This is a genomic window from Planococcus plakortidis (genome assembly GCF_001687605.2).
GTDB lineage: Bacteria > Bacillota > Bacilli > Bacillales_A > Planococcaceae > Planococcus > Planococcus plakortidis.
On sequence record NZ_CP016539.2, the window covers coordinates 1,270,087 to 1,287,432 of the forward strand.

18 protein-coding genes are annotated in these 17,346 nt (G+C 50.2%); 15 read left to right on the forward strand and 3 right to left on the reverse strand.

The features are described 5' to 3' along the window. Positions 1 to 412 precede the first annotated feature (412 nt). Positions 413 to 1,699: a BaiN/RdsA family NAD(P)/FAD-dependent oxidoreductase gene (locus BBI15_RS06495; protein ID WP_068868813.1), complete on the reverse strand. Its 1,287-nt coding sequence runs from the start codon at positions 1,697 to 1,699 to the stop codon at positions 413 to 415. Between the two features lie 131 nt (positions 1,700 to 1,830). Between BBI15_RS06495 and BBI15_RS06500 the strand changes: the two genes are divergently transcribed. Both BBI15_RS06500 and BBI15_RS06505 read left to right on the forward strand, forming a co-directional pair. Then, complete coding sequence (locus BBI15_RS06500) at positions 1,831 to 3,435, forward strand: putative polysaccharide biosynthesis protein (protein ID WP_068868814.1); 1,605 nt, start codon at positions 1,831 to 1,833, stop codon at positions 3,433 to 3,435. An 11-nt stretch (positions 3,436 to 3,446) separates the two neighbouring features. After that, positions 3,447 to 4,160 (forward strand): pseudouridine synthase, encoded by a 714-nt coding sequence (locus BBI15_RS06505; RefSeq protein WP_068868815.1) that lies wholly within the window; start codon positions 3,447 to 3,449, stop codon positions 4,158 to 4,160. A 27-nt stretch (positions 4,161 to 4,187) separates the two neighbouring features. Here the strand turns inward: BBI15_RS06505 and BBI15_RS06510 are convergent, their stop codons facing one another. Beyond that, the gene (locus tag BBI15_RS06510; RefSeq protein WP_068868816.1) at positions 4,188 to 4,409 is read right to left on the reverse strand and encodes a DeoR family transcriptional regulator; all 222 of its coding nucleotides are present in this window, start codon (positions 4,407 to 4,409) and stop codon (positions 4,188 to 4,190) included. A gap of 302 nt (positions 4,410 to 4,711) precedes the next feature. On the opposite strand from BBI15_RS06510, the gene pepV reads away from it, so the two are divergent. The 6 genes from pepV to BBI15_RS06540 all read left to right on the forward strand — a co-directional run bounded on the left by pepV (position 4,712) and on the right by BBI15_RS06540 (position 10,057). Further along, the gene (pepV, locus tag BBI15_RS06515; protein ID WP_068868817.1) at positions 4,712 to 6,079 is read left to right on the forward strand and encodes a dipeptidase PepV; all 1,368 of its coding nucleotides are present in this window, start codon (positions 4,712 to 4,714) and stop codon (positions 6,077 to 6,079) included. Positions 6,080 to 6,101: 22 nt separating this feature from the next. After that, complete coding sequence (dat, locus tag BBI15_RS06520) at positions 6,102 to 6,950, forward strand: D-amino-acid transaminase (protein ID WP_068868818.1); 849 nt, start codon at positions 6,102 to 6,104, stop codon at positions 6,948 to 6,950. An 88-nt stretch (positions 6,951 to 7,038) separates the two neighbouring features. Further along, positions 7,039 to 7,575 carry an RNA 2',3'-cyclic phosphodiesterase gene (gene thpR, locus BBI15_RS06525; RefSeq protein WP_068872533.1) on the forward strand — a complete coding sequence of 179 codons (537 nt, stop codon included), beginning with the start codon at positions 7,039 to 7,041 and terminating at the stop codon, positions 7,573 to 7,575. A gap of 17 nt (positions 7,576 to 7,592) precedes the next feature. After that, complete coding sequence (locus tag BBI15_RS06530; protein WP_068868819.1) at positions 7,593 to 8,504, forward strand: diacylglycerol/lipid kinase family protein; 912 nt, start codon at positions 7,593 to 7,595, stop codon at positions 8,502 to 8,504. Between the two features lie 21 nt (positions 8,505 to 8,525). Further along, positions 8,526 to 9,173: a tRNA (guanosine(46)-N7)-methyltransferase TrmB gene (gene trmB, locus BBI15_RS06535; RefSeq protein WP_068868820.1), complete on the forward strand. Its 648-nt coding sequence runs from the start codon at positions 8,526 to 8,528 to the stop codon at positions 9,171 to 9,173. A gap of 26 nt (positions 9,174 to 9,199) precedes the next feature. Beyond that, positions 9,200 to 10,057: a YtnP family quorum-quenching lactonase gene (locus BBI15_RS06540; protein ID WP_068868821.1), complete on the forward strand. Its 858-nt coding sequence runs from the start codon at positions 9,200 to 9,202 to the stop codon at positions 10,055 to 10,057. Between the two features lie 54 nt (positions 10,058 to 10,111). On the opposite strand, the gene BBI15_RS06545 is transcribed toward BBI15_RS06540, so the two are convergent. Beyond that, positions 10,112 to 10,426: a PepSY domain-containing protein gene (locus BBI15_RS06545; protein WP_068868822.1), complete on the reverse strand. Its 315-nt coding sequence runs from the start codon at positions 10,424 to 10,426 to the stop codon at positions 10,112 to 10,114. Positions 10,427 to 10,568: 142 nt separating this feature from the next. Here BBI15_RS06545 and BBI15_RS06550 point away from each other — a divergent pair, with 142 nt between their 5' ends. From BBI15_RS06550 to BBI15_RS06580, 7 genes are all read left to right on the forward strand, one after another. Beyond that, complete coding sequence (locus BBI15_RS06550; protein ID WP_418312494.1) at positions 10,569 to 11,675, forward strand: M42 family metallopeptidase; 1,107 nt, start codon at positions 10,569 to 10,571, stop codon at positions 11,673 to 11,675. Positions 11,676 to 11,741: 66 nt separating this feature from the next. After that, entirely contained in the window at positions 11,742 to 12,251 is a 510-nt protein-coding gene (locus BBI15_RS06555) for a DUF84 family protein (RefSeq protein WP_068868824.1), read from the forward strand. 146 nt (positions 12,252 to 12,397) lie between these two features. Continuing rightward, a complete protein-coding gene (locus BBI15_RS06560) occupies positions 12,398 to 12,895 on the forward strand; it encodes a hypothetical protein (protein WP_068868825.1) in 498 nt (165 codons plus the stop codon). A 5-nt stretch (positions 12,896 to 12,900) separates the two neighbouring features. Continuing rightward, positions 12,901 to 13,218 carry a thioredoxin family protein gene (locus tag BBI15_RS06565; protein ID WP_068868826.1) on the forward strand — a complete coding sequence of 106 codons (318 nt, stop codon included), beginning with the start codon at positions 12,901 to 12,903 and terminating at the stop codon, positions 13,216 to 13,218. Between the two features lie 64 nt (positions 13,219 to 13,282). Next, the gene (locus BBI15_RS06570) at positions 13,283 to 14,098 is read left to right on the forward strand and encodes a DUF1444 family protein (RefSeq protein ID WP_068868827.1); all 816 of its coding nucleotides are present in this window, start codon (positions 13,283 to 13,285) and stop codon (positions 14,096 to 14,098) included. Continuing rightward, positions 14,095 to 14,703 carry a YtpR family tRNA-binding protein gene (gene ytpR, locus BBI15_RS06575; RefSeq protein WP_068868828.1) on the forward strand — a complete coding sequence of 203 codons (609 nt, stop codon included), beginning with the start codon at positions 14,095 to 14,097 and terminating at the stop codon, positions 14,701 to 14,703. The genes BBI15_RS06570 and ytpR overlap by 4 nt, the downstream gene beginning before the upstream one ends. 2 nt (positions 14,704 to 14,705) lie before the next feature. Further along, positions 14,706 to 17,345: a DNA translocase FtsK gene (locus BBI15_RS06580; RefSeq protein WP_068868829.1), complete on the forward strand. Its 2,640-nt coding sequence runs from the start codon at positions 14,706 to 14,708 to the stop codon at positions 17,343 to 17,345. Position 17,346 lies beyond the last annotated feature (1 nt).

A 17,346-nucleotide genomic window follows, 5' to 3' on the forward strand; every position in this document is an offset into this window, starting at 1 on the left:
TGGCTTATTGCCAAAGGCCAACCTAAAGCTAGGCGGCGAATACTAAGATGAAACTTAAATCAATATTTAATAACATTTCCGCAAGAAAACTCTCACTATCCTATTCCACGCTCAATTAGGGAAGCGATTTCCCCGCAAGCCGGTAACTTAATAAAGAAGCAGATTTGCTTAAACAGTCTTCACACAATAAAATTGCCCAGCCGCCGAGCGTCAAGGGTGAGCTGACGCAATAAGACAGGTGTTCTTCCTGGCTTATTGCCAAAGGCCAACCCAAAGCCGGGCGGCGAATACTAAGATGACAACCAAATCAATGCTTAGGAACACTTCCACATGAAACCTCTCTGATTTAATTCCGTTTATTTTAAAGGAGCGCAGTCGAAACACTGTTTATTCCATAAAAAAGCCCGATTGCTTATGCAATCGGACTTTCGGTTTGATAAGAAGCAGCGAATTCGGCTGCGTTTTTTCCTGCGACGTGTCCGGTAACAAGGGCGGACGTGATATTGTAGCCGCCGGTGTAGCCGTGGATATCGAGGATTTCGCCGCAGAAGAACAAGCCGGGCTTTTTCTTCGAATGCATCGTCTTCGGCTCGATTTCTTTGATCGACACGCCACCGCCTGTGACGAACGCTTTTTCGATCGGCTGAGTGCCGGAAACGGTCATCGTGAACGCCGTCATTTCGGCTGCGAGTGCACGGACTTTATCTGCCGGCAGTTCAGCGCCGGTCAGTTGCGGGTCAATGCCTGCACGACCCAATAGGAACAGCAGCCAGCGTTCTTGAGCTAAGCTTTTCCAGACATTTTTCAAGGCTTTTTTCGGTTCGTCTTTCATGAGCTTGTTAAGCAGCTGGAAAGCCGATTCCGCGTTGTCATCCGGCATGGAATTGATGCGGACGGTCACGGCTTGGCCGCCATTTTTCTTCATTTCCTTGACGACGTATTGGCTGCAGCGCAGTATCGCCGGGCCGCTCAATCCGAAATGGGTGAACAGCATATCCATCTGGTGGGTGACGAGAGCTTTGCCTTTTTTGTTGAGCACCGTGACGGCGACATCGCGCAGGGCAAGCCCTTGCAGGTCGCGTGATTTGATGAACGGTTCGTTCGACAATAACGGAACTTCCGTCGGATAGAGGTCGGTGACGGTATGTCCTGCTTTTTCTGCCCAAGGATAGCCGTCACCGGTCGAGCCGGTCTGTGGCACGGCTTTTCCGCCAACTGCGACAACCACTGCAAGCGATTGGAATTCCTCGCCTGAATGCAGGCGGATGCCCGTCACTTTATCGTCGTCCATCAGCAAACTTTTGACAGGGGAATCGAGTTTGACTTCCACACCGAGCCGGTCCATTTCACCGAACATCGCATCGGCCACATCCTGTGCCCGGTTTGACACGGGGAACATGCGGCCGTGGTCTTCTTCCTTCAAGGCGACGCCGAGGTTCTCGAAAAATTCGATGATGTCTTCATTGTTGAATACGGAGAACGGGCTGTACATGAAACGCCCGTTGCCGGGAATATGGCGGACGATTTCCTCTAACGGCAGGCGGTTGGTCACGTTGCAGCGGCCGCCGCCGGAGATGATCAATTTCTTTCCAAGCTTTTTGCCTTTTTCGACGAGCAGCACACGCTTGCCATTCGATGCGGCAGCGATGGAAGCCATCAAACCGGATGGGCCTCCGCCGATGATGATGATGTCATACATATGATAAAAACTCACTTTCGTTTTTCTTTTCAGTATACACGACGAGTCAAAACACGTTGAGTAATTTTGTCTATAGGTGTAAACTATCGTGTAGATTGCTTTTTATTTTGAACAAAGTCAGGGAGTGCAAAATGTCCTCATTAATTAAAGGAACAGCCATTTTAACTTTAGGTTTATTTCTGTCGAAAGTGCTCGGCGTCATCTATATCATCCCGTTTTACAGCATGGTCGGGGAAGACAATATCGGCCTCTACCAGTATGCTTACATACCGTATAACTTGATGCTTGCACTGGCGATATCCGGTGCGCCGATCGCGTTTTCCAAGTTCACGGCCAAGTACAATTCACTCGGTGACTATGAAACCGGCAGGCGATTATTGCGTTCGGGCTTGCTGACGATGATGGTCACGGGCTTCGTGTCATTTTTGGCGCTATACCTACTGGCCGAGCCGCTTGCCCGCATCACTATCTCGGAAGATGAAGTCATCTATTCGGTGGGCGATATTGCAGACGCAATCCGCTGGGTCAGTTTCGCCTTGATCGTCGTGCCGTTCATGAGCCTGTGGCGCGGCTTTTTCCAAGGCTATAACTATATGATGCCGACCGCTGTGTCGCAATTGATCGAACAGATCGTCCGCATCATCTTCCTGCTCGGCGGCGCGTTTGCCGTCATTTACCTGTTCGACGGCACGCCGAAAACCGCCATCCAGTTCGCCGTTTTGTCAGCGGCTGTCGGGGCGCTTGGCGGGCTCATCACCTTGTACTATTTCTGGCGCAAAAAGAAACCGGAATACAATCAGTTGCTCGCGACGTCCGTCGAGTCGTACGATGTGCGCCTGCGCGATATGTACCGCGAGATCTTGCTATATGCCGTGCCGGTTATTTTCCTTGGCATCGCCAACCCCTTGTTCCAGTTCGTCGATTTGATGACTTTCAACCGGGCGATGGCAGCCGGCAACAATATCATGGAAACGGATTTGCTGGGGATCTTGAATCTGACCGCACATAAACTGGTCATGATACCGGTCATGCTCGCAACAGGTTTCTCGATGGCGCTCATCCCGCTCATCACGAAACATTTCACGCGCAACGAACACCTGCAAGTCACGAAAACATTGGACCAGTCTTTCCAGCTGATCTTGTTCTTGACCTTGCCTGCCGTCATCGGCATGACGATGCTGTCGGATGAGTTATATCACGTCTTTTACGAAGTTAGTGAAACGGGTTCAGAAATCCTGGCTCATTATTTGCCGGTCGCGATCCTTTTCGCCGCATTCCCGGTGACAGCATCCATCCTGCAAGGGATCAATAAACAGAAATGGATCGTCATCAACTTGCTTATCGGCCTGGGGCTTAAAGCCTTGCTGAATACGCCGCTGATCATGTGGTTCAAGACCGACGGGGCGATCGCTGCGACGATCATCGGGTACGTGGTGGCGATCACCATGAACATGATCATCATATCCAGAGCGATGAACTACCGCTCCAAAATGGTGTTCCGCCGGATTTTGCTCATACTTATCTTGAATGCCATCATGGCGTTCGCTGTGTATTTTGCAATGAACGGATTGGACTATATCATCGGCATGGACAATAAATTCCTGTCGATCATCCGCATCGTCCTCATTGGCGGAGTGGGTGCGGCGGTATATGGATACCTCAGCTTGAAGACAGGGCTTGCCCAGAAGCTGCTCGGCGCGAAAATCACGCGCTTTACCAAACGCTTCGGCTTCTAGGAGGAGATACTATGAGAATCGATAAATTATTGTCGCATACGGGCTTCGGTTCACGAAAAGACGTGAAGATTTTACTGAAATCAAAAGCGGTGGAAGTGAACGGCGAAACGGTGCGCGACCCAAAGTTTCATGTCGATGAGAAAACGGATGAAGTGGCGGTCTCAGGTGAACCGGTCGTCTATCGTGATTTCATCTATCTGATGATGAACAAGCCGCAAGGCGTCATCTCGGCGACGGAAGACCGCTTCGATCAAACCGTCATCGATTTGCTGACGGAAGACGAACAGCGCTTCGAGCCGTTTCCGGTCGGGCGCCTTGATAAAGATACGGAAGGGCTGCTGCTGATCACAAACGATGGCAAATTGGCCCACGAGCTATTGTCGCCGAAAAAGCATGTCGATAAAACGTATTACGCGAGAATCGACAGACCCGTGACGGAGGAAGACATACAGGCATTCAAACAAGGTGTCACGCTTGATGATGGTTACGAGACAAAGCCCGCACAGCTGTGTATTTTGAACAGTGCGGAAGAGTCCGAAATCGAATTGACCATTACGGAAGGGAAATTTCACCAAGTCAAGCGCATGTTCGAAAGCGTGAATAAGCGAGTGGTGTTCTTGAAACGTTTGTCGATGGGCACGCTTGAGTTGGACGAAACGCTTGAGCTTGGGGAATACCGCGAATTGACGGAAGATGAATTAACTAAATTAAAACAAAGAAAATGACCGCCTTGGCGGTCATTTTCTTTGTTTTCAGGATGTCATTTTGACTTTCTTCTCCGTCGTTGTCCATTTGCCCCGGACTGGGCTTTCTACCAGTTCGTTAAAGGCCAACACATTCAAATCCCTTTGAATGGTGCGAGGAGTGATGCCGAATTCATCGACCAGATCCTGTGTGGTCACAGTCCCGTTCTCGAGAATGTACTTGTACATGTCTTTGATTCGAATGAGCATGCGGTCAGTTGTGGGTTTCATAAGTTAAGAACCACTCCTTCATCTTTAGTACCAATGGCAAAGACTAGCGGACGCGTGAGTGTGGTGTATACAGCGATTAAGGAATAATAGCGGTAGACAGCTCCTTTTTTAGAAAATCCGTCAATTTGACTTGTCTGACAATTTGATTATAGCGGAAAAACTTCTGGAGTTCCATGATTTCGGATTTTCTTTACTGGAACTTAATATGAATGAAATAGAAAATATCTGCAGAAAATAACCAGCTATTCTTTAAATTATTTGAAAAAGGTGTACAATAGCCATAACAAAAAGGAGTGTGAGGCATGGATTGGCAGCAGGAAGCAGAGCGGCGTAAAGAAGAATTGCTCAGTGAATTGCAGGAATTGATCGCAATTCCGAGCGTTTTAAGCGAAGACGGGAGTCCTGGCGCTCCTTATGGAAAAGAAGTGCGGAAAGCGCTAGATTGGTTTTTAGAGAAAGGCGAGCGTGCAGGATTCGAAGCGAAAAACATCGATAATGTGGCAGGGCATTTGGAAACCGGGGAAGGCGAAGAACTTCTTGGCATACTCGGACATGTCGATGTTGTGCCCGCAGGGGATGGATGGACAAAAGATCCGTTCGGCGGCGAGATCGCTGACGGGAAATTATTCGGACGTGGGGCTATCGACGACAAAGGGCCGACAATCGCTGCATGGATGGCGTTGAAAATGGTTAAAGATGCAGGCTGCGATTTTAAACGCCGCGTCAGGTTGATCATTGGGACCGATGAGGAAAGCGGATTCCGATGCGTGGAGCGATATTTCCAAACAGAGGAAATGCCGGATATCGGATTTGCGCCGGATGCGGATTTCCCGATCATCAATGCGGAAAAAGGCATCGCGGACATCCTCTACACTCTTGGTTCAGCAAAAACGGGCGAGTTGCTGGAATTCACTTCAGGGGCACGGACCAATATGGTGCCGGACCGTGCGGAGGCCACGGTGATACTGGAAAGTGGCGAGATTGATGCAGCATTCCGGGAATTTTGCCAAACGGAAAAGGTGTCGGGCAACTGCACGCCGAATGCTGAGGGGGCTGTGTTGACGCTGCAAGGCAAATCGGCGCACGCCATGGAGCCGGACGCAGGCGTCAATGCCGGCATTCTGCTCGCTAAATTTTTGCAGGATAAAGTTAGCGGAGATGGAGCCGGATTCGTCCGTTTTATCGCCCATTATTTCGGTGGCGATTCCAGGGGACGGAAGCTTGGGCTTGAATATGCGGATGATGAATCCGGCGATACGACATTCAATGCCGGGATTATGCGTTTCAAGGTGGGGGAACTGGCCGATGTTCGCGTCAGCATGCGCTATTCGGTCAGCTGCCCATTCGATGACATGATGGCGGGCCACCAAATAGATGGTGTGAAAGTAACGATAGCATCCAATTCTAAACCCCATCATGTCGATGCAGCGGATCCGTTCATTCAAACCTTGCAAGAAGCTTACGAGAAGCAGACTGGCGAACCGGCAGACTTATTGGCGATCGGCGGCGGCACTTATGCACGAGTACTCGATAAAGGCGTCGCGTTCGGCATGCTGTTCCCTGGCGAGCCGGATGTTGCGCATCAAGCCGATGAATTCGTCGATATCGACAATCTGGTAAAAGCGACAGCTATCTATGCAGAAGCCATCTATCAATTGGCGTGCAAATAATTACAGGAAAGAAGGAATGGCAATGGAATGGATTTTGTCTAACGGTGAGATTGTAAAAGAAAAGGATTTGGAGATTTCAAAAGAAGACCGCGGCTATCAATTCGGTGACGGCATCTACGAAGTGATTCGCGTATACGAGGGCGATTTGTTTACCGCAACGGAACATATCGACCGTTTCTATGCCAGCGCAGAGAAAATCCGCATTACGGTTCCTTACACGAAAGATGTGTTCCACAAGATGCTCCACGATTTGGTCGAGTTGAATCAAATCGACAACGGTCAAGTGTATGTGCAGATTACACGGGGAGCCGCTCCGCGCAACCATCAATTCCCAGAAAATGCCGAACCGGTTGTTGTCGGTTATACGAAATCGGTCGAGCGCCCTGTGGAACTCCTGGAGAACGGCGTGAGAGCAGTCCTGATCGAAGACGTGCGCTGGTTGCGCTGCGACATCAAGAGCTTGAACTTGCTCGGCAATGTGATGGCAAAACAGCAAGCTTACGAAGAAGGCTATTTCGAAGCGATCCTGCATCGCGGCGACACGGTGACAGAAGGCTCGTCATCGAATATGTACGGCATCAAAGACGGTGTTCTTTATACCCATCCAGCGACGAATTTGATCTTGAACGGCATCACAAGACGTGTCATCTTCGAGCTGTGCGAAGAACTGGGCATCGACGTGGTGGAAACAGCGTTCACGAAGCAACAGGCACTTGAAATGGATGAATTCTTCTTATCCTCGACGACTTCCGAAGTCATGCCCGTGGTTGAGATTTCGGGCCAGAAGATTGCGGATGGCACGCCTGGCGAATGGACGCGCAAACTGCAAAAGGCTTTCGAAGCGCGGATTAAATTGGGCGTTATTTCCTGATTCCTGCACTTATTATGGAATTCCGGGACCGGCAAACAGCCGGTCCTTTTTGAATGCCCGTCAGTTATAATGAAGTGAGGTGATGGCAATGAGCACGCATTATTTTATCGGAATCCGGATTCCCGGGCAAATAGCAGAAAAGATTGGGCAAGCGAGAGACTCCTGGGAGCTGACTACCCATAAACGTCTAACGCCTCCTGCGGATATGCATATTACATTGGTCTTTATCGGCGAAGACCGCTTCGGGGAATTGGAAGAAATCGCAAAACGGCTCGGGCAAATCGGCCAAGCGCCGTTTCACTTGCGGCTTGCCGGTGTGAAGACCTTCGGCAATGCCGAAACGCCGCGCATCGTCTATGCCGCGCTCGCTGACAGCCCTGAATTGATGGAACTTCAACAAGCTGTAGGGCAACAATTGGATTCGCTGAAGCTTTCGACCGATCCGAAACCCTTTGTGCCGCATATCACGCTTGCCAGCCGTTGGAAAGGTGGCAGCTTGCCGAAAGATTGGCCGCTGGAAAAGCTGGACTTCCGCGTCGATGCGTTCTCTTTATTCGAGATTCATCCACGGGAAACTCCGCGCTATAAAGAAATTCAAACTTATCAATTGAAAGGCCGCGCATAAGCGGCAAGGAAAATGCTATGGATATTGTCTTTATCATTAACCCAACAGCCGGCAATGGGGCGGCACTTAAAAAATGGCGCAAATTTTCGGGAACGGTCGATTTTCCCCATGAACAATTCGTCACACGATCTTCAGGGCACGCGTTCCAATTGGTTGATCAATTGAAACGAAGAGAACGGGAAACTTTGGTGGTCGGCTTTGGCGGAGACGGGACGATGCGTGAAATTGCCGCAGCTGCGGCCGGCTCACGGCAACTATTCATCGCCTCGGTCCCCGCCGGATCAGGCAATGATTTTGCGCGTACGTTCAGTTGTTTTTCCGCAGCGCAGGAAATTAGCGGTTTTTTGGCAAGCCCTAAAGGAAAGTTAACCGACATCGGGCAAGTGGGAGTTGAAATAGAGCAGCTATTTGCCAGCAGTTCCGGCATTGGCTTTGATGCCGCTGTCGCACACGCTGTCAATCGTTCGCGAGTAAAGTACTGGCTGAATAAGGTCGGGCTGGGCAAATTGGCGTATTTGATTTTTGTGGTCATCACTCTGTTTACGTTCAAAAAATTCCGCCTCACGGTCGAATTGGATGGAGCGGTCCATCATTTTGAGGATGTGTGGCTCGCGACCGTCAGCAATCAGCCTTATTTTGGCGGCGGCATGAAAATATCGCCTCATTCGTCTGTCGATGATGGACAGCTCGAAGTGACGGTCGTTCACCGCCTATCGAGATTGAAACTATTGGCTGTTTTTGGTACGGTATTTAGCGGAAGCCATACGAAATTTCCGGAAGTCGTACAGTTCAGCGGCAAGCATTTTTCGTTCGCCGTGGACCGTCCCGTGCCGCGCCATGTGGACGGGGACGAGGCAGGAATAACGGATGCGCAAAAGAAAGTAAATTTTCGTGTTTCAGCGAAACAATGGCGTCAAGCAAAATTATAATCAGAAAGAGGATGTCTATACATGAGAGCAAGATATAAACCATGGGCGGCGGATTTGATCGCCGGCCATCCGGAAATCGTCATTCCGAATCCGGAGGCGTTAAAGGGCAAATGGCACGAAGAATTCGGCAATGACCGTCCGATCCACATCGAGGCCGGAAGCGGGAAAGGGCGTTTCATTACGGGCATGGCTCAAGCCAACCCGGATATCAATTACATCGGAATTGAATTGTTCGAAAGCGTCATCGTGACGGCGCTTCAAGGGGCTTTAGAGCCAGAAGGCGGCATCCCGAACTTGCGCCTCTTGCAAGTGAACGCACAGGAACTTGAAACGTTTTTCGAAGCAGGCGAGATCGACCGCGTTTACTTGAACTTTTCGGATCCTTGGCCGAAGACGCGACACGCAAAACGCCGTTTGACACACGAAAGTTTCCTGAAGTTGTATGAGCGCGTCTTGCCCGAAGGCGGCGAAATTCATTTCAAGACCGACAACCGAGGGCTTTTTGAATATTCACTCACAAGCATTTCCGAATATGGTATGTTATTGAAGGATGTATCGCTGGATCTTCACGCCAACGAACCGGAATGGAATATCATGACGGAATATGAAGAAAAGTTTTTGAAAAAAGGGCAGCCGATCTACCGGCTGGAGGCGAAATTCCAAGCGTAACATCAACTCGACAAGGGGGAATTTGTATGCAGAAATTTCAATTTCACGACATGTCATTGACTTGGCTCGATGGGGGGACGACTTGGCTGGATGGCGGCACGATGTTCGGCGTCGTGCCGAAAGTAGTCTGGTCAAAACGCTATCCTGCTAATGGGCACAACCAAATTGAATTGCCGACCCATCCGATTTTAGTGCAATTTAAGGGGCACAACATTCTGATCGACAGCGGCCTTGGCACTGGCAAATTGACCGATCGCCAAAAGCGTAATTTAGGGGTTTCCTCGGAATCGCGTGTGGAAGAGGAGCTAGAAGAACTGGGCTTGTCTGCGGGAGATATTGACACGATCTTGATGACTCATCTTCACGGCGATCACGCGGCAGGCTTGACGAAAAAACAAGGGGAAACATATGTGCCTGCGTTCCCGAACGCGGAAATTTACGTGTCGGCTGTGGAATGGGAAGAAATGCAGAACCCGAACATCCGCTCGCGCAATACGTATTGGAAAGAAAACTGGGAACCGATCACCGGACAGGTCAAGACCTTCACCGATCAAGTGACCGTTTTCGACGCCATCACCATGATCCATACAGGCGGCCATTCGAATGGCCATAGCGTCATCAAGTTGGAGCAGAATGGGGAGACGATCCTTCATATGGGCGATATCATGCCGACCCATGCCCACCAAAACCCGCTTTGGGTATTGGCGTTCGACGATTATCCAATGGACTCGATCTATGCAAAAGACAAGCTGATGAAAGAAGCGCTTCCGGGCAACTTCTATTTCAGCTTCTATCACGATGCGTTCTACCGTCTCATCAAATGGAACGCAGATGGCAAAGAAATCGTCGATGCGCTCGAGCGCAAAGAAAAAGTGTTTGAATAGCAAATAGCAAAACGCCCTGCAGATGTATGCCGCAGGGCGTTTTATCGTGGCCTTTTATGATTTTGTGACTTCTAGGACAGCTCCCGTATATGCATCGGCTAAAAATTCGTATTGCTCGAGTTCATCGTCGCGATGCCGCGTGATACCGCCTTTATACACTTCGGTTTTGACCGCGTGCTGATTATAAGGCTCGGTTTTCATGAAGATCCACGAACCGTCGATCGGGCCTTCCTCTTTGAAAGACTGTTTGACCTTCTTCAAGACATCGTCGGCTGGGTAAAGCGTCTGTTTGTTTTCGTAAATTTCCTTTGCGATATAGGCTGCGGCTGCTCCGGCAGCAAATCCAATGAGTAAATCACGACTTTTCATGAAAACCCCTCCTTTGCATTCTGGCTAAATTGTACCATAAAGCGGAAATATGTATGCAATGAACAGCAAGTACCCAAAATATTTCGTCAATCGAACTACCTGAACTGGCATTCACAAGGAAAAAGCTCTAAACTGATAAAGGATGCATATACATATTTATCAGGGGGGAATTCACTTGAACCAAGATACAAGAACGTTGTTTAAAACCTTAACCGAGCTTCCGGGAGCACCTGGCAATGAACATGCCGTGCGCAAGTTCATGCGCAGCGAGCTCGAAAAGTATTCGGACGATATTATCTCGGATAACCTTGGAAGTATATTCGGCGTCAAAAAAGGCGCGCAGGATGGGCCGCGTGTCATGGTGGCCGGCCATATGGACGAAGTGGGCTTCATGGTGTCCCAAATCACCGATAACGGCATGCTGCGCTTTCAGCCACTCGGCGGCTGGTGGAACCAGGTCATGCTGGCGATGCGCGTGGACGTCGTTGCAGGAGACCGGATCGTTCCGGGTGTCGTCGGGTCGATCCCGCCGCATCTCCTGGATGAGGCGACGCGCCAAAAGCCGATGGACATCAAGAACATGCTGATCGATATCGGTGCGGATGATAAAGAAGATGCGCTCTCGATGGGCGTTCGCCCAGGTCAGCAAATCGTCCCATTCAGCCCGTTCACACCAATGGCCAATGATAAGAAAATCATGGCAAAAGCTTGGGACAACCGCTACGGCTGCGGATTGGCGATCGAATTGCTGAAAGAATTGCAAGGCGAATCGTTGCCGAACCAATTGTTCTCGGGCGCGACGGTCATGGAAGAAGTCGGCCTTCGCGGTGCGCAGACGGCAGCCAATTTGATCCAACCGGATATCTTCTATGCACTGGACGCAAGCCCGGCAAACGATGCCACAGGGGATAAGAACGAATTTGGCCAGTTAGGTAAAGGGGCGCTCTTGCGCATCCTCGACCGCACGATGGTCACGCACCGCGGCATGCGTGAATTTATTCTCGATACTGCTGAAACGCATAACATCCCTTATCAGTATTTCGTTTCGCAAGGCGGAACGGATGCTGGGAAAGTCCACATCGCGAACGAAGGGATCCCAAGTTCCGTCATCGGGGTCTGCTCTCGCTATATCCATACCTCCGCCTCGGTCATCCACACCGACGATTACGCAGCCGCTAAGGAACTGCTCGTAAAACTGGTGAAGGAAACAGACCAATCGACGATTGATACAATCAAACAAAACGTCTGACGAAAAGCGGCCCTCGGGCCGCTTTTCATCTGAATGAAAAAAACGCAATGAAAAGGCGGGAGAACTATGAAATTATGCGTGGCATCGACCAATCCGGCTAAAATAGGGGCAGTCACGTCAGCTCTTGAGAAATTAACCGTTCAAGCAGAGGTCAATCAACAAGAAGCACAATCAGGCGTTTCAGCACAGCCTTTTTCCATTGAAGAAACAAAAGCCGGGGCGATCAACCGTGCGCATCATGTACTGGCTGGTTTTGACGCGGCAATCGGGTTGGAAGGCGGCGTTTTTGAACTCGACGGCACATTATACTTGTGTAATTGGGGAGCGCTTGTCACATCAACCGGGGCCGTTTACGTTGCAGGCGGGGCGCAAGTGCCGTTGCCAGCGGAAATCGCTACACTGTTGCGTGCTGGCGAAGAGCTCGGCCCTGTTATGGACCGTTATGCACAGGAAACAGGCATCCGCCATCATAAAGGGGCGATCGGCATTTTAACTGCCGGCAAACTGAACCGGGTCGAGCTATTTTCCCAAATCGTCGTCTTATTGTTCGGGCAATGGCAAGCAAACAGCGATTAAGTTGCATGTGCCCATAAACATCTTTAAAATATAGCTTGAAAAGAAAAGCATAATCAATCAAGCCCATCCCGCTAGACAGCCAGTTAAGGAGATGGGGAGCAGATGGAGAAAAAAGGGGAAATGCTGTGCTTCGCAAGGGTTTACAAATGATGTTGTTCTCGTCAGTCTTTGTCCTCGCCGGCTGCGTCAGTCCTGGGGACGAACTGGCGGAAGGCGTATCGGACGCCAGGGCGGCATTTGAAGAGGAAGCGCCGGAACCGAATGAGACGGCCGGTGAAACGGAGCTTTATATTCCCGGGGGCTATGAAGTTGAAGAGCCTTCGGACGATCATAATGTCTTGATCACCCGCGGCAGCCAGGCGTTTGCGTTATTCCTTAACCCAAACGAAGCACCGGATAGCACCTTCTTCTATGATTTGCAGAAAGCGAATCCGGAAGAAACATGGCTTGCTGACGAGAAATTCAGCCAGCACGGCCGGTTCGGTTTCGTCACTGTCCGCACAATTGCTGAAGACCGCTATGAATTGGTGGTCAGTTCGGGCGGGGCGAAACTATCGACAGTAGCTGAACAATCCGCGCTCCGCAATCACATGGAGTGGATGATGAAAACCGCCCGTTCAATTGAAGCGGCGCAAGAGGAGTGAACGATATGGAGAAATTGCAATCAACGGAACAATTCATGCGGCTGGCCAACACGGAAAATGTCATTTTCATGTTTACGGCCGGATGGTGTCCCGATTGCCGGGTGATCGATCCCATCATGCCCGATATTGAAGAGAAATTCAGCGACTATACTTTCGTTTCGGTTGACCGGGACCAATTCATCGATTTATGCATCGAAAAAGACATCTATGGAATCCCAAGCTTCCTCGGATTCCGGGAAGGCGAAGAGCAAGGGCGTTTCGTCAGCCGAGACCGCAAGACGCAGGAGGAAATTGAATCGTTTATCTCCAAGCTGTCAAAATAAAAGGGAAAACGGTTCTCCTGTGTGCAGGATGAACCGTTTGTTTGTGAAAAGGAGGAAATTAGGAATGAAATCCGCCGAGTTATTTACTATACTGAAAGAGCGGGTTGCAAATGACCAGCTGAGCTGGACATTGGACCGCCAAAAAGATATTGCGAACGTAAGGCATAAAAAGCTTGGAAAAGGCATGACCATCTCCCTGCCGCAAGTGATCAATCGTTTCGAAACGAAAGGCGATGCAGCAATCGAGGAAATCGCCTATACCATTTCTGAGACTTTCCAGGCGATGGAACGCGAGTCAGCTGGAGAGTTGCCGGGCGAACAGCATATTTACCCGGTCATCCGCGCAACTTCGTTTCCGGAAGAATCGCGTGAAGGCCATCGCTTCCTGACATCGCCCCATACGGCAGAAACGCGCATTTACTACGCGCTTGATGCCGGGACGACTTATCGCTTGATTGATGAAAAGGTATTGGATAGCCTAGCGCTGACAGCCGAACAAGTGCAGGAAATCGCCAAATTCCAAGTGAAGAAATTAAAAACCGCTGTCAAGGAAGACCATGTGGCAGGCAATGTTTTCTACTTCCTGAATGAAAACGATGGATATGATGCGTCGCGCATCTTGAATGAAACCTTTTTAAAAGACATGAAAAAGAAGATACAAGGGGACATGACCGTTTCGGTACCCCATCAGGACGTCTTGATCATCGGGGATATCCGCAACGAAGCCGGATACGATGTGCTCGCCCAAATGGCGATGCATTTCTTCACGAATGGCAAAGTGCCGATTACGTCCTTGTCATTTGTCTATGAAAACGAGATGTTTGAACCGATATTCATCCTAGCGAAAAACAGACCCGAGAAGGAGAACGATAAAAAATGAATGCATTCTATAATAAACAGGGCGTCGGCGATGTGCTGCTTGTCCAATTGACATTGGAAAAACCGGATAAAATCCATACGGAACAATTTGGTGATGTGACCTTGATCAAAAACGAGCAACAGGAAATCGCAGGGTTCAATTTATTCCAGGCAAGCGATTATATAGACCTTGCGGAAGGGCAGCCTGTCGAAGTGACTGAAGCATTGGTAACAGCGCTACAAAATGCGTTGGAGAAAAACGGCGTCTCACACACCTTGGAAGTCGATTTGACGCCGAAATTCGTCGTCGGCTATGTGGAATCGAAAGACAAGCACCCGAATGCGGATAAATTGAATGTGTGCCAAGTAGCCGTCGGCGAAGAAACCCTGCAGATCGTTTGCGGCGCGCCGAATGTCGAAGCGGGCCAGAAAGTGGTCGTCGCTAAAGTGGGGGCGGTCATGCCTTCGGGTATGGTCATCCGCGATGCAGAATTGCGCGGGACCGCTTCTAGCGGCATGATTTGCTCAGCAAAAGAATTGGGCTTGCCGGATGCACCGGCGGAAAAAGGAATTTTGGTATTGCCGGAAGATGCGCAAACAGGATCTCCATTTGAAATGAAGGTGTAACGATGAGCTGGATGAAAAATATATGGAATAAAATGTTTACAGAAGAAACAGGAGCAGAAGAGAAACCGTATGACCACAGCGAGGAAACGGAGCATATCGAGCCAACGCAACAGGCGAGCAAACCGGCGCCTTTCCGGTTTCCGCTCATTTCCGATGAAGAAGCAAAAGGCCTGCCTGTTGAGACACGCACACCTGAACGGCGGGAAGAAAAACCGCGCGTTGACATGGCTCCCAAAACAACCGAAGAAAAGACTTATGAACTCGATGCCTTGGAGCCGAGCGGTAAATTGCCAAAACCGAATGCAGGGCGCACCAAGAAAAAGCGTCCCCATGTACCGAAAACAGCTGAATCGCAAGGGCTTGACCTGCCGGGCAACACGACACGGCGCTTCCAGCCGACGCGTGTCGCGTCCCCTGTACACGGGTTCACGGACCGTCCGACGCCAATCGATGAACTGTTGGAACAGGAAGCGAAAAAGAAAGCGGAGCTTGAACGCAAAAACGATTGGTCGCAGCGCAGCCTGCAAGAATTGTACAAAAAAAGCGACGACCGGTTGCCGCAGTCAAAAAAACCGCGTTCCTCCATGGAAACAACGGTATATAAGCCTGTAGAACATAATGAGCAAGCTCCAGAAACTGCATCTATCAGTGAAACAACATTTGAAAAAGCAGAAGCGGCAGAAGATCAGCAACCGGAAAAAAAGCCTGAACCCCAGTATGAATGGGCAGATCGCAGCCTCCAGGACTTATTGCCAAAAAACCAAAAAGCTGAACAAGCGCCTGAAAAAATGCCTCAACAACCTGAACAAGCGGAAGTGACCGTTTACCGCACAACTGATCAACAACAGTCATTGAAAGAGGCGGCGGACGCAGCCAGTGCTGATGTGAATGAGGAAATTCATGAGGAAGATACGGGCAAAGGCGGATCGCCGGCATTTGCTGAACAGCCTGTAGTGGAAAAAGAAATCCTTGCAGAAATGCCGCAAAGCCCACAGGCAGAAACTAAAAGTGAAGATCATGTACATAACCCGGAGCCGAAACCGGTATTGCCGCAAGCGAAAACACAGGGCATGGCCAAAAAGGAACGAACCGTGCCATTCAATGTGTTAATGCTGAAATCGGATAAAGAGCGTCTGCCGAAACAGCCGCAAACACCGACAGCGGAAAAAAAAACGGCATTAATAGAGGAAACCACAGCTAAACCAGCAGATCGTGATGAAACAAGCTATACTGGCTACCAGTTGCCAGGGCATGAGTATCTTCTTGAGCCTGAGAACGATTTAAAAGATGAAACGTGGATGCAAGAACAAGGCGAGCGCCTTGTTGAAGCTTTGTCCCATTTCCAGATCAAGGCGGAAATCATCGGGACGGTGCAAGGCCCTGCCGTCACGCGCTTTGAGCTGCGTGTCGCACAAGGGATCAAAGTGAGCAAGATCCGCAACTTGGCCGATGATCTGAAGTTAGCGCTTGCGGCGCGGGATATCCGCATTCAAGCGCCGATTCCCGGAAAAAGCTCGATTGGCATCGAAATCCCGAACCGCCAAAGCCGCGCAGTGCGCTTATCGGAAGTCATCGGAAGCCCGAACTTCAAAGCATCGGCGTCACCGCTTGAAGCAGCGCTCGGGCTCGACCTTGCCGGGAATCCGGTTACGCTCGATCTACGTAAAATGCCGCACGGCTTGATTGCCGGCGCTACAGGGTCCGGGAAAAGCGTATGCATCAATTCACTGCTCGTCAGCCTGCTCTACAAATCATCGCCACGCGATCTGAAAATGCTGTTGATCGACCCGAAAATGGTCGAGTTGGCACCATACAACCATATCCCGCATTTAGTTAGCCCGGTCATTACGGACGTCAAGGCAGCGACCGCTTCCCTGAAATGGGCAGTGGAGGAAATGGAACGCCGTTATCAACTTTTCGCCCATACAGGAGTGCGCGATCTGGAGCGCTATAACAAAATGGTCAACGACAAAGGGCATCCGGCACAACATCTGCCGTATATCCTGATCGTCATCGATGAATTGGCCGATTTGATGATGATGTCGCCTTCAGACGTGGAAGATTCCATTTGCCGCATCGCCCAAAAAGCACGTGCCTGCGGAATCCATTTAGTGATCGCTACGCAACGCCCGTCGGTGGACGTCATTACAGGGTTGATCAAATCCAATATCCCGACGCGCATCGCTTTTTCGGTCTCGTCACAAGTCGATAGCCGGACGATCCTCGATACGCAGGGAGCCGAGCGTTTGCTCGGGCGGGGGGATATGCTGTATTTGGGGAACGGCATGGCCGCGCCAAATCGCTTACAGGGAACGTTCGTGACAGATGACGAGATTGAAAACGTCATCGCCCATGTCCGTGCTCAAGGAGAACCCGACTATATTTTCAAAGAAGAGGAATTGATCCAGCGCAGCCAATCGCCTTCCGAACAGGATGATTTGTTCGAGGAAGCCTGCCGTTTCATCATGTCACAAGGAAGCGCATCGACATCCTTGTTGCAGCGAAAATTCCATATCGGCTATAACCGGGCTGCCCGCTTAATGGATTTGATCGAAGAATATGGCTTTATCTCCGAACAGAATGGCAGCAAAGCAAGAACGGTACTCATTACTGAAAGCGATATCGAAGAAGTGTTCCGTTGAA

Bases quoted from the DNA above. Each gene is read 5' to 3' on its own strand.
- trmB (WP_068868820.1), top strand. From the start codon at position 8,526: ATGAGAGCAAGATATAAACCATGGGCGGCGGATTTGATCGCCGGCCAT.
- BBI15_RS06570 (WP_068868827.1), top strand. From the start codon at position 13,283: ATGAAATCCGCCGAGTTATTTACTATACTGAAAGAGCGGGTTGCAAAT.
- BBI15_RS06565 (WP_068868826.1), top strand. From the start codon at position 12,901: ATGGAGAAATTGCAATCAACGGAACAATTCATGCGGCTGGCCAACACG.
- BBI15_RS06500 (WP_068868814.1), top strand. From the start codon at position 1,831: ATGTCCTCATTAATTAAAGGAACAGCCATTTTAACTTTAGGTTTATTT.
- BBI15_RS06545 (WP_068868822.1), bottom strand. From the start codon at position 10,426: ATGAAAAGTCGTGATTTACTCATTGGATTTGCTGCCGGAGCAGCCGCA.
- BBI15_RS06495 (WP_068868813.1), bottom strand. From the start codon at position 1,699: ATGTATGACATCATCATCATCGGCGGAGGCCCATCCGGTTTGATGGCT.
- pepV (WP_068868817.1), top strand. From the start codon at position 4,712: ATGGATTGGCAGCAGGAAGCAGAGCGGCGTAAAGAAGAATTGCTCAGT.
- BBI15_RS06505 (WP_068868815.1), top strand. From the start codon at position 3,447: ATGAGAATCGATAAATTATTGTCGCATACGGGCTTCGGTTCACGAAAA.
- BBI15_RS06510 (WP_068868816.1), bottom strand. From the start codon at position 4,409: ATGAAACCCACAACTGACCGCATGCTCATTCGAATCAAAGACATGTAC.
- BBI15_RS06560 (WP_068868825.1), top strand. From the start codon at position 12,398: ATGATGTTGTTCTCGTCAGTCTTTGTCCTCGCCGGCTGCGTCAGTCCT.
- dat (WP_068868818.1), top strand. From the start codon at position 6,102: ATGGAATGGATTTTGTCTAACGGTGAGATTGTAAAAGAAAAGGATTTG.
- BBI15_RS06550 (WP_418312494.1), top strand. From the start codon at position 10,569: ATGCATATACATATTTATCAGGGGGGAATTCACTTGAACCAAGATACA.
- thpR (WP_068872533.1), top strand. From the start codon at position 7,039: ATGAGCACGCATTATTTTATCGGAATCCGGATTCCCGGGCAAATAGCA.
- BBI15_RS06580 (WP_068868829.1), top strand. From the start codon at position 14,706: ATGAGCTGGATGAAAAATATATGGAATAAAATGTTTACAGAAGAAACA.
- BBI15_RS06555 (WP_068868824.1), top strand. From the start codon at position 11,742: ATGAAATTATGCGTGGCATCGACCAATCCGGCTAAAATAGGGGCAGTC.
- BBI15_RS06540 (WP_068868821.1), top strand. From the start codon at position 9,200: ATGCAGAAATTTCAATTTCACGACATGTCATTGACTTGGCTCGATGGG.
- BBI15_RS06530 (WP_068868819.1), top strand. From the start codon at position 7,593: ATGGATATTGTCTTTATCATTAACCCAACAGCCGGCAATGGGGCGGCA.
- ytpR (WP_068868828.1), top strand. From the start codon at position 14,095: ATGAATGCATTCTATAATAAACAGGGCGTCGGCGATGTGCTGCTTGTC.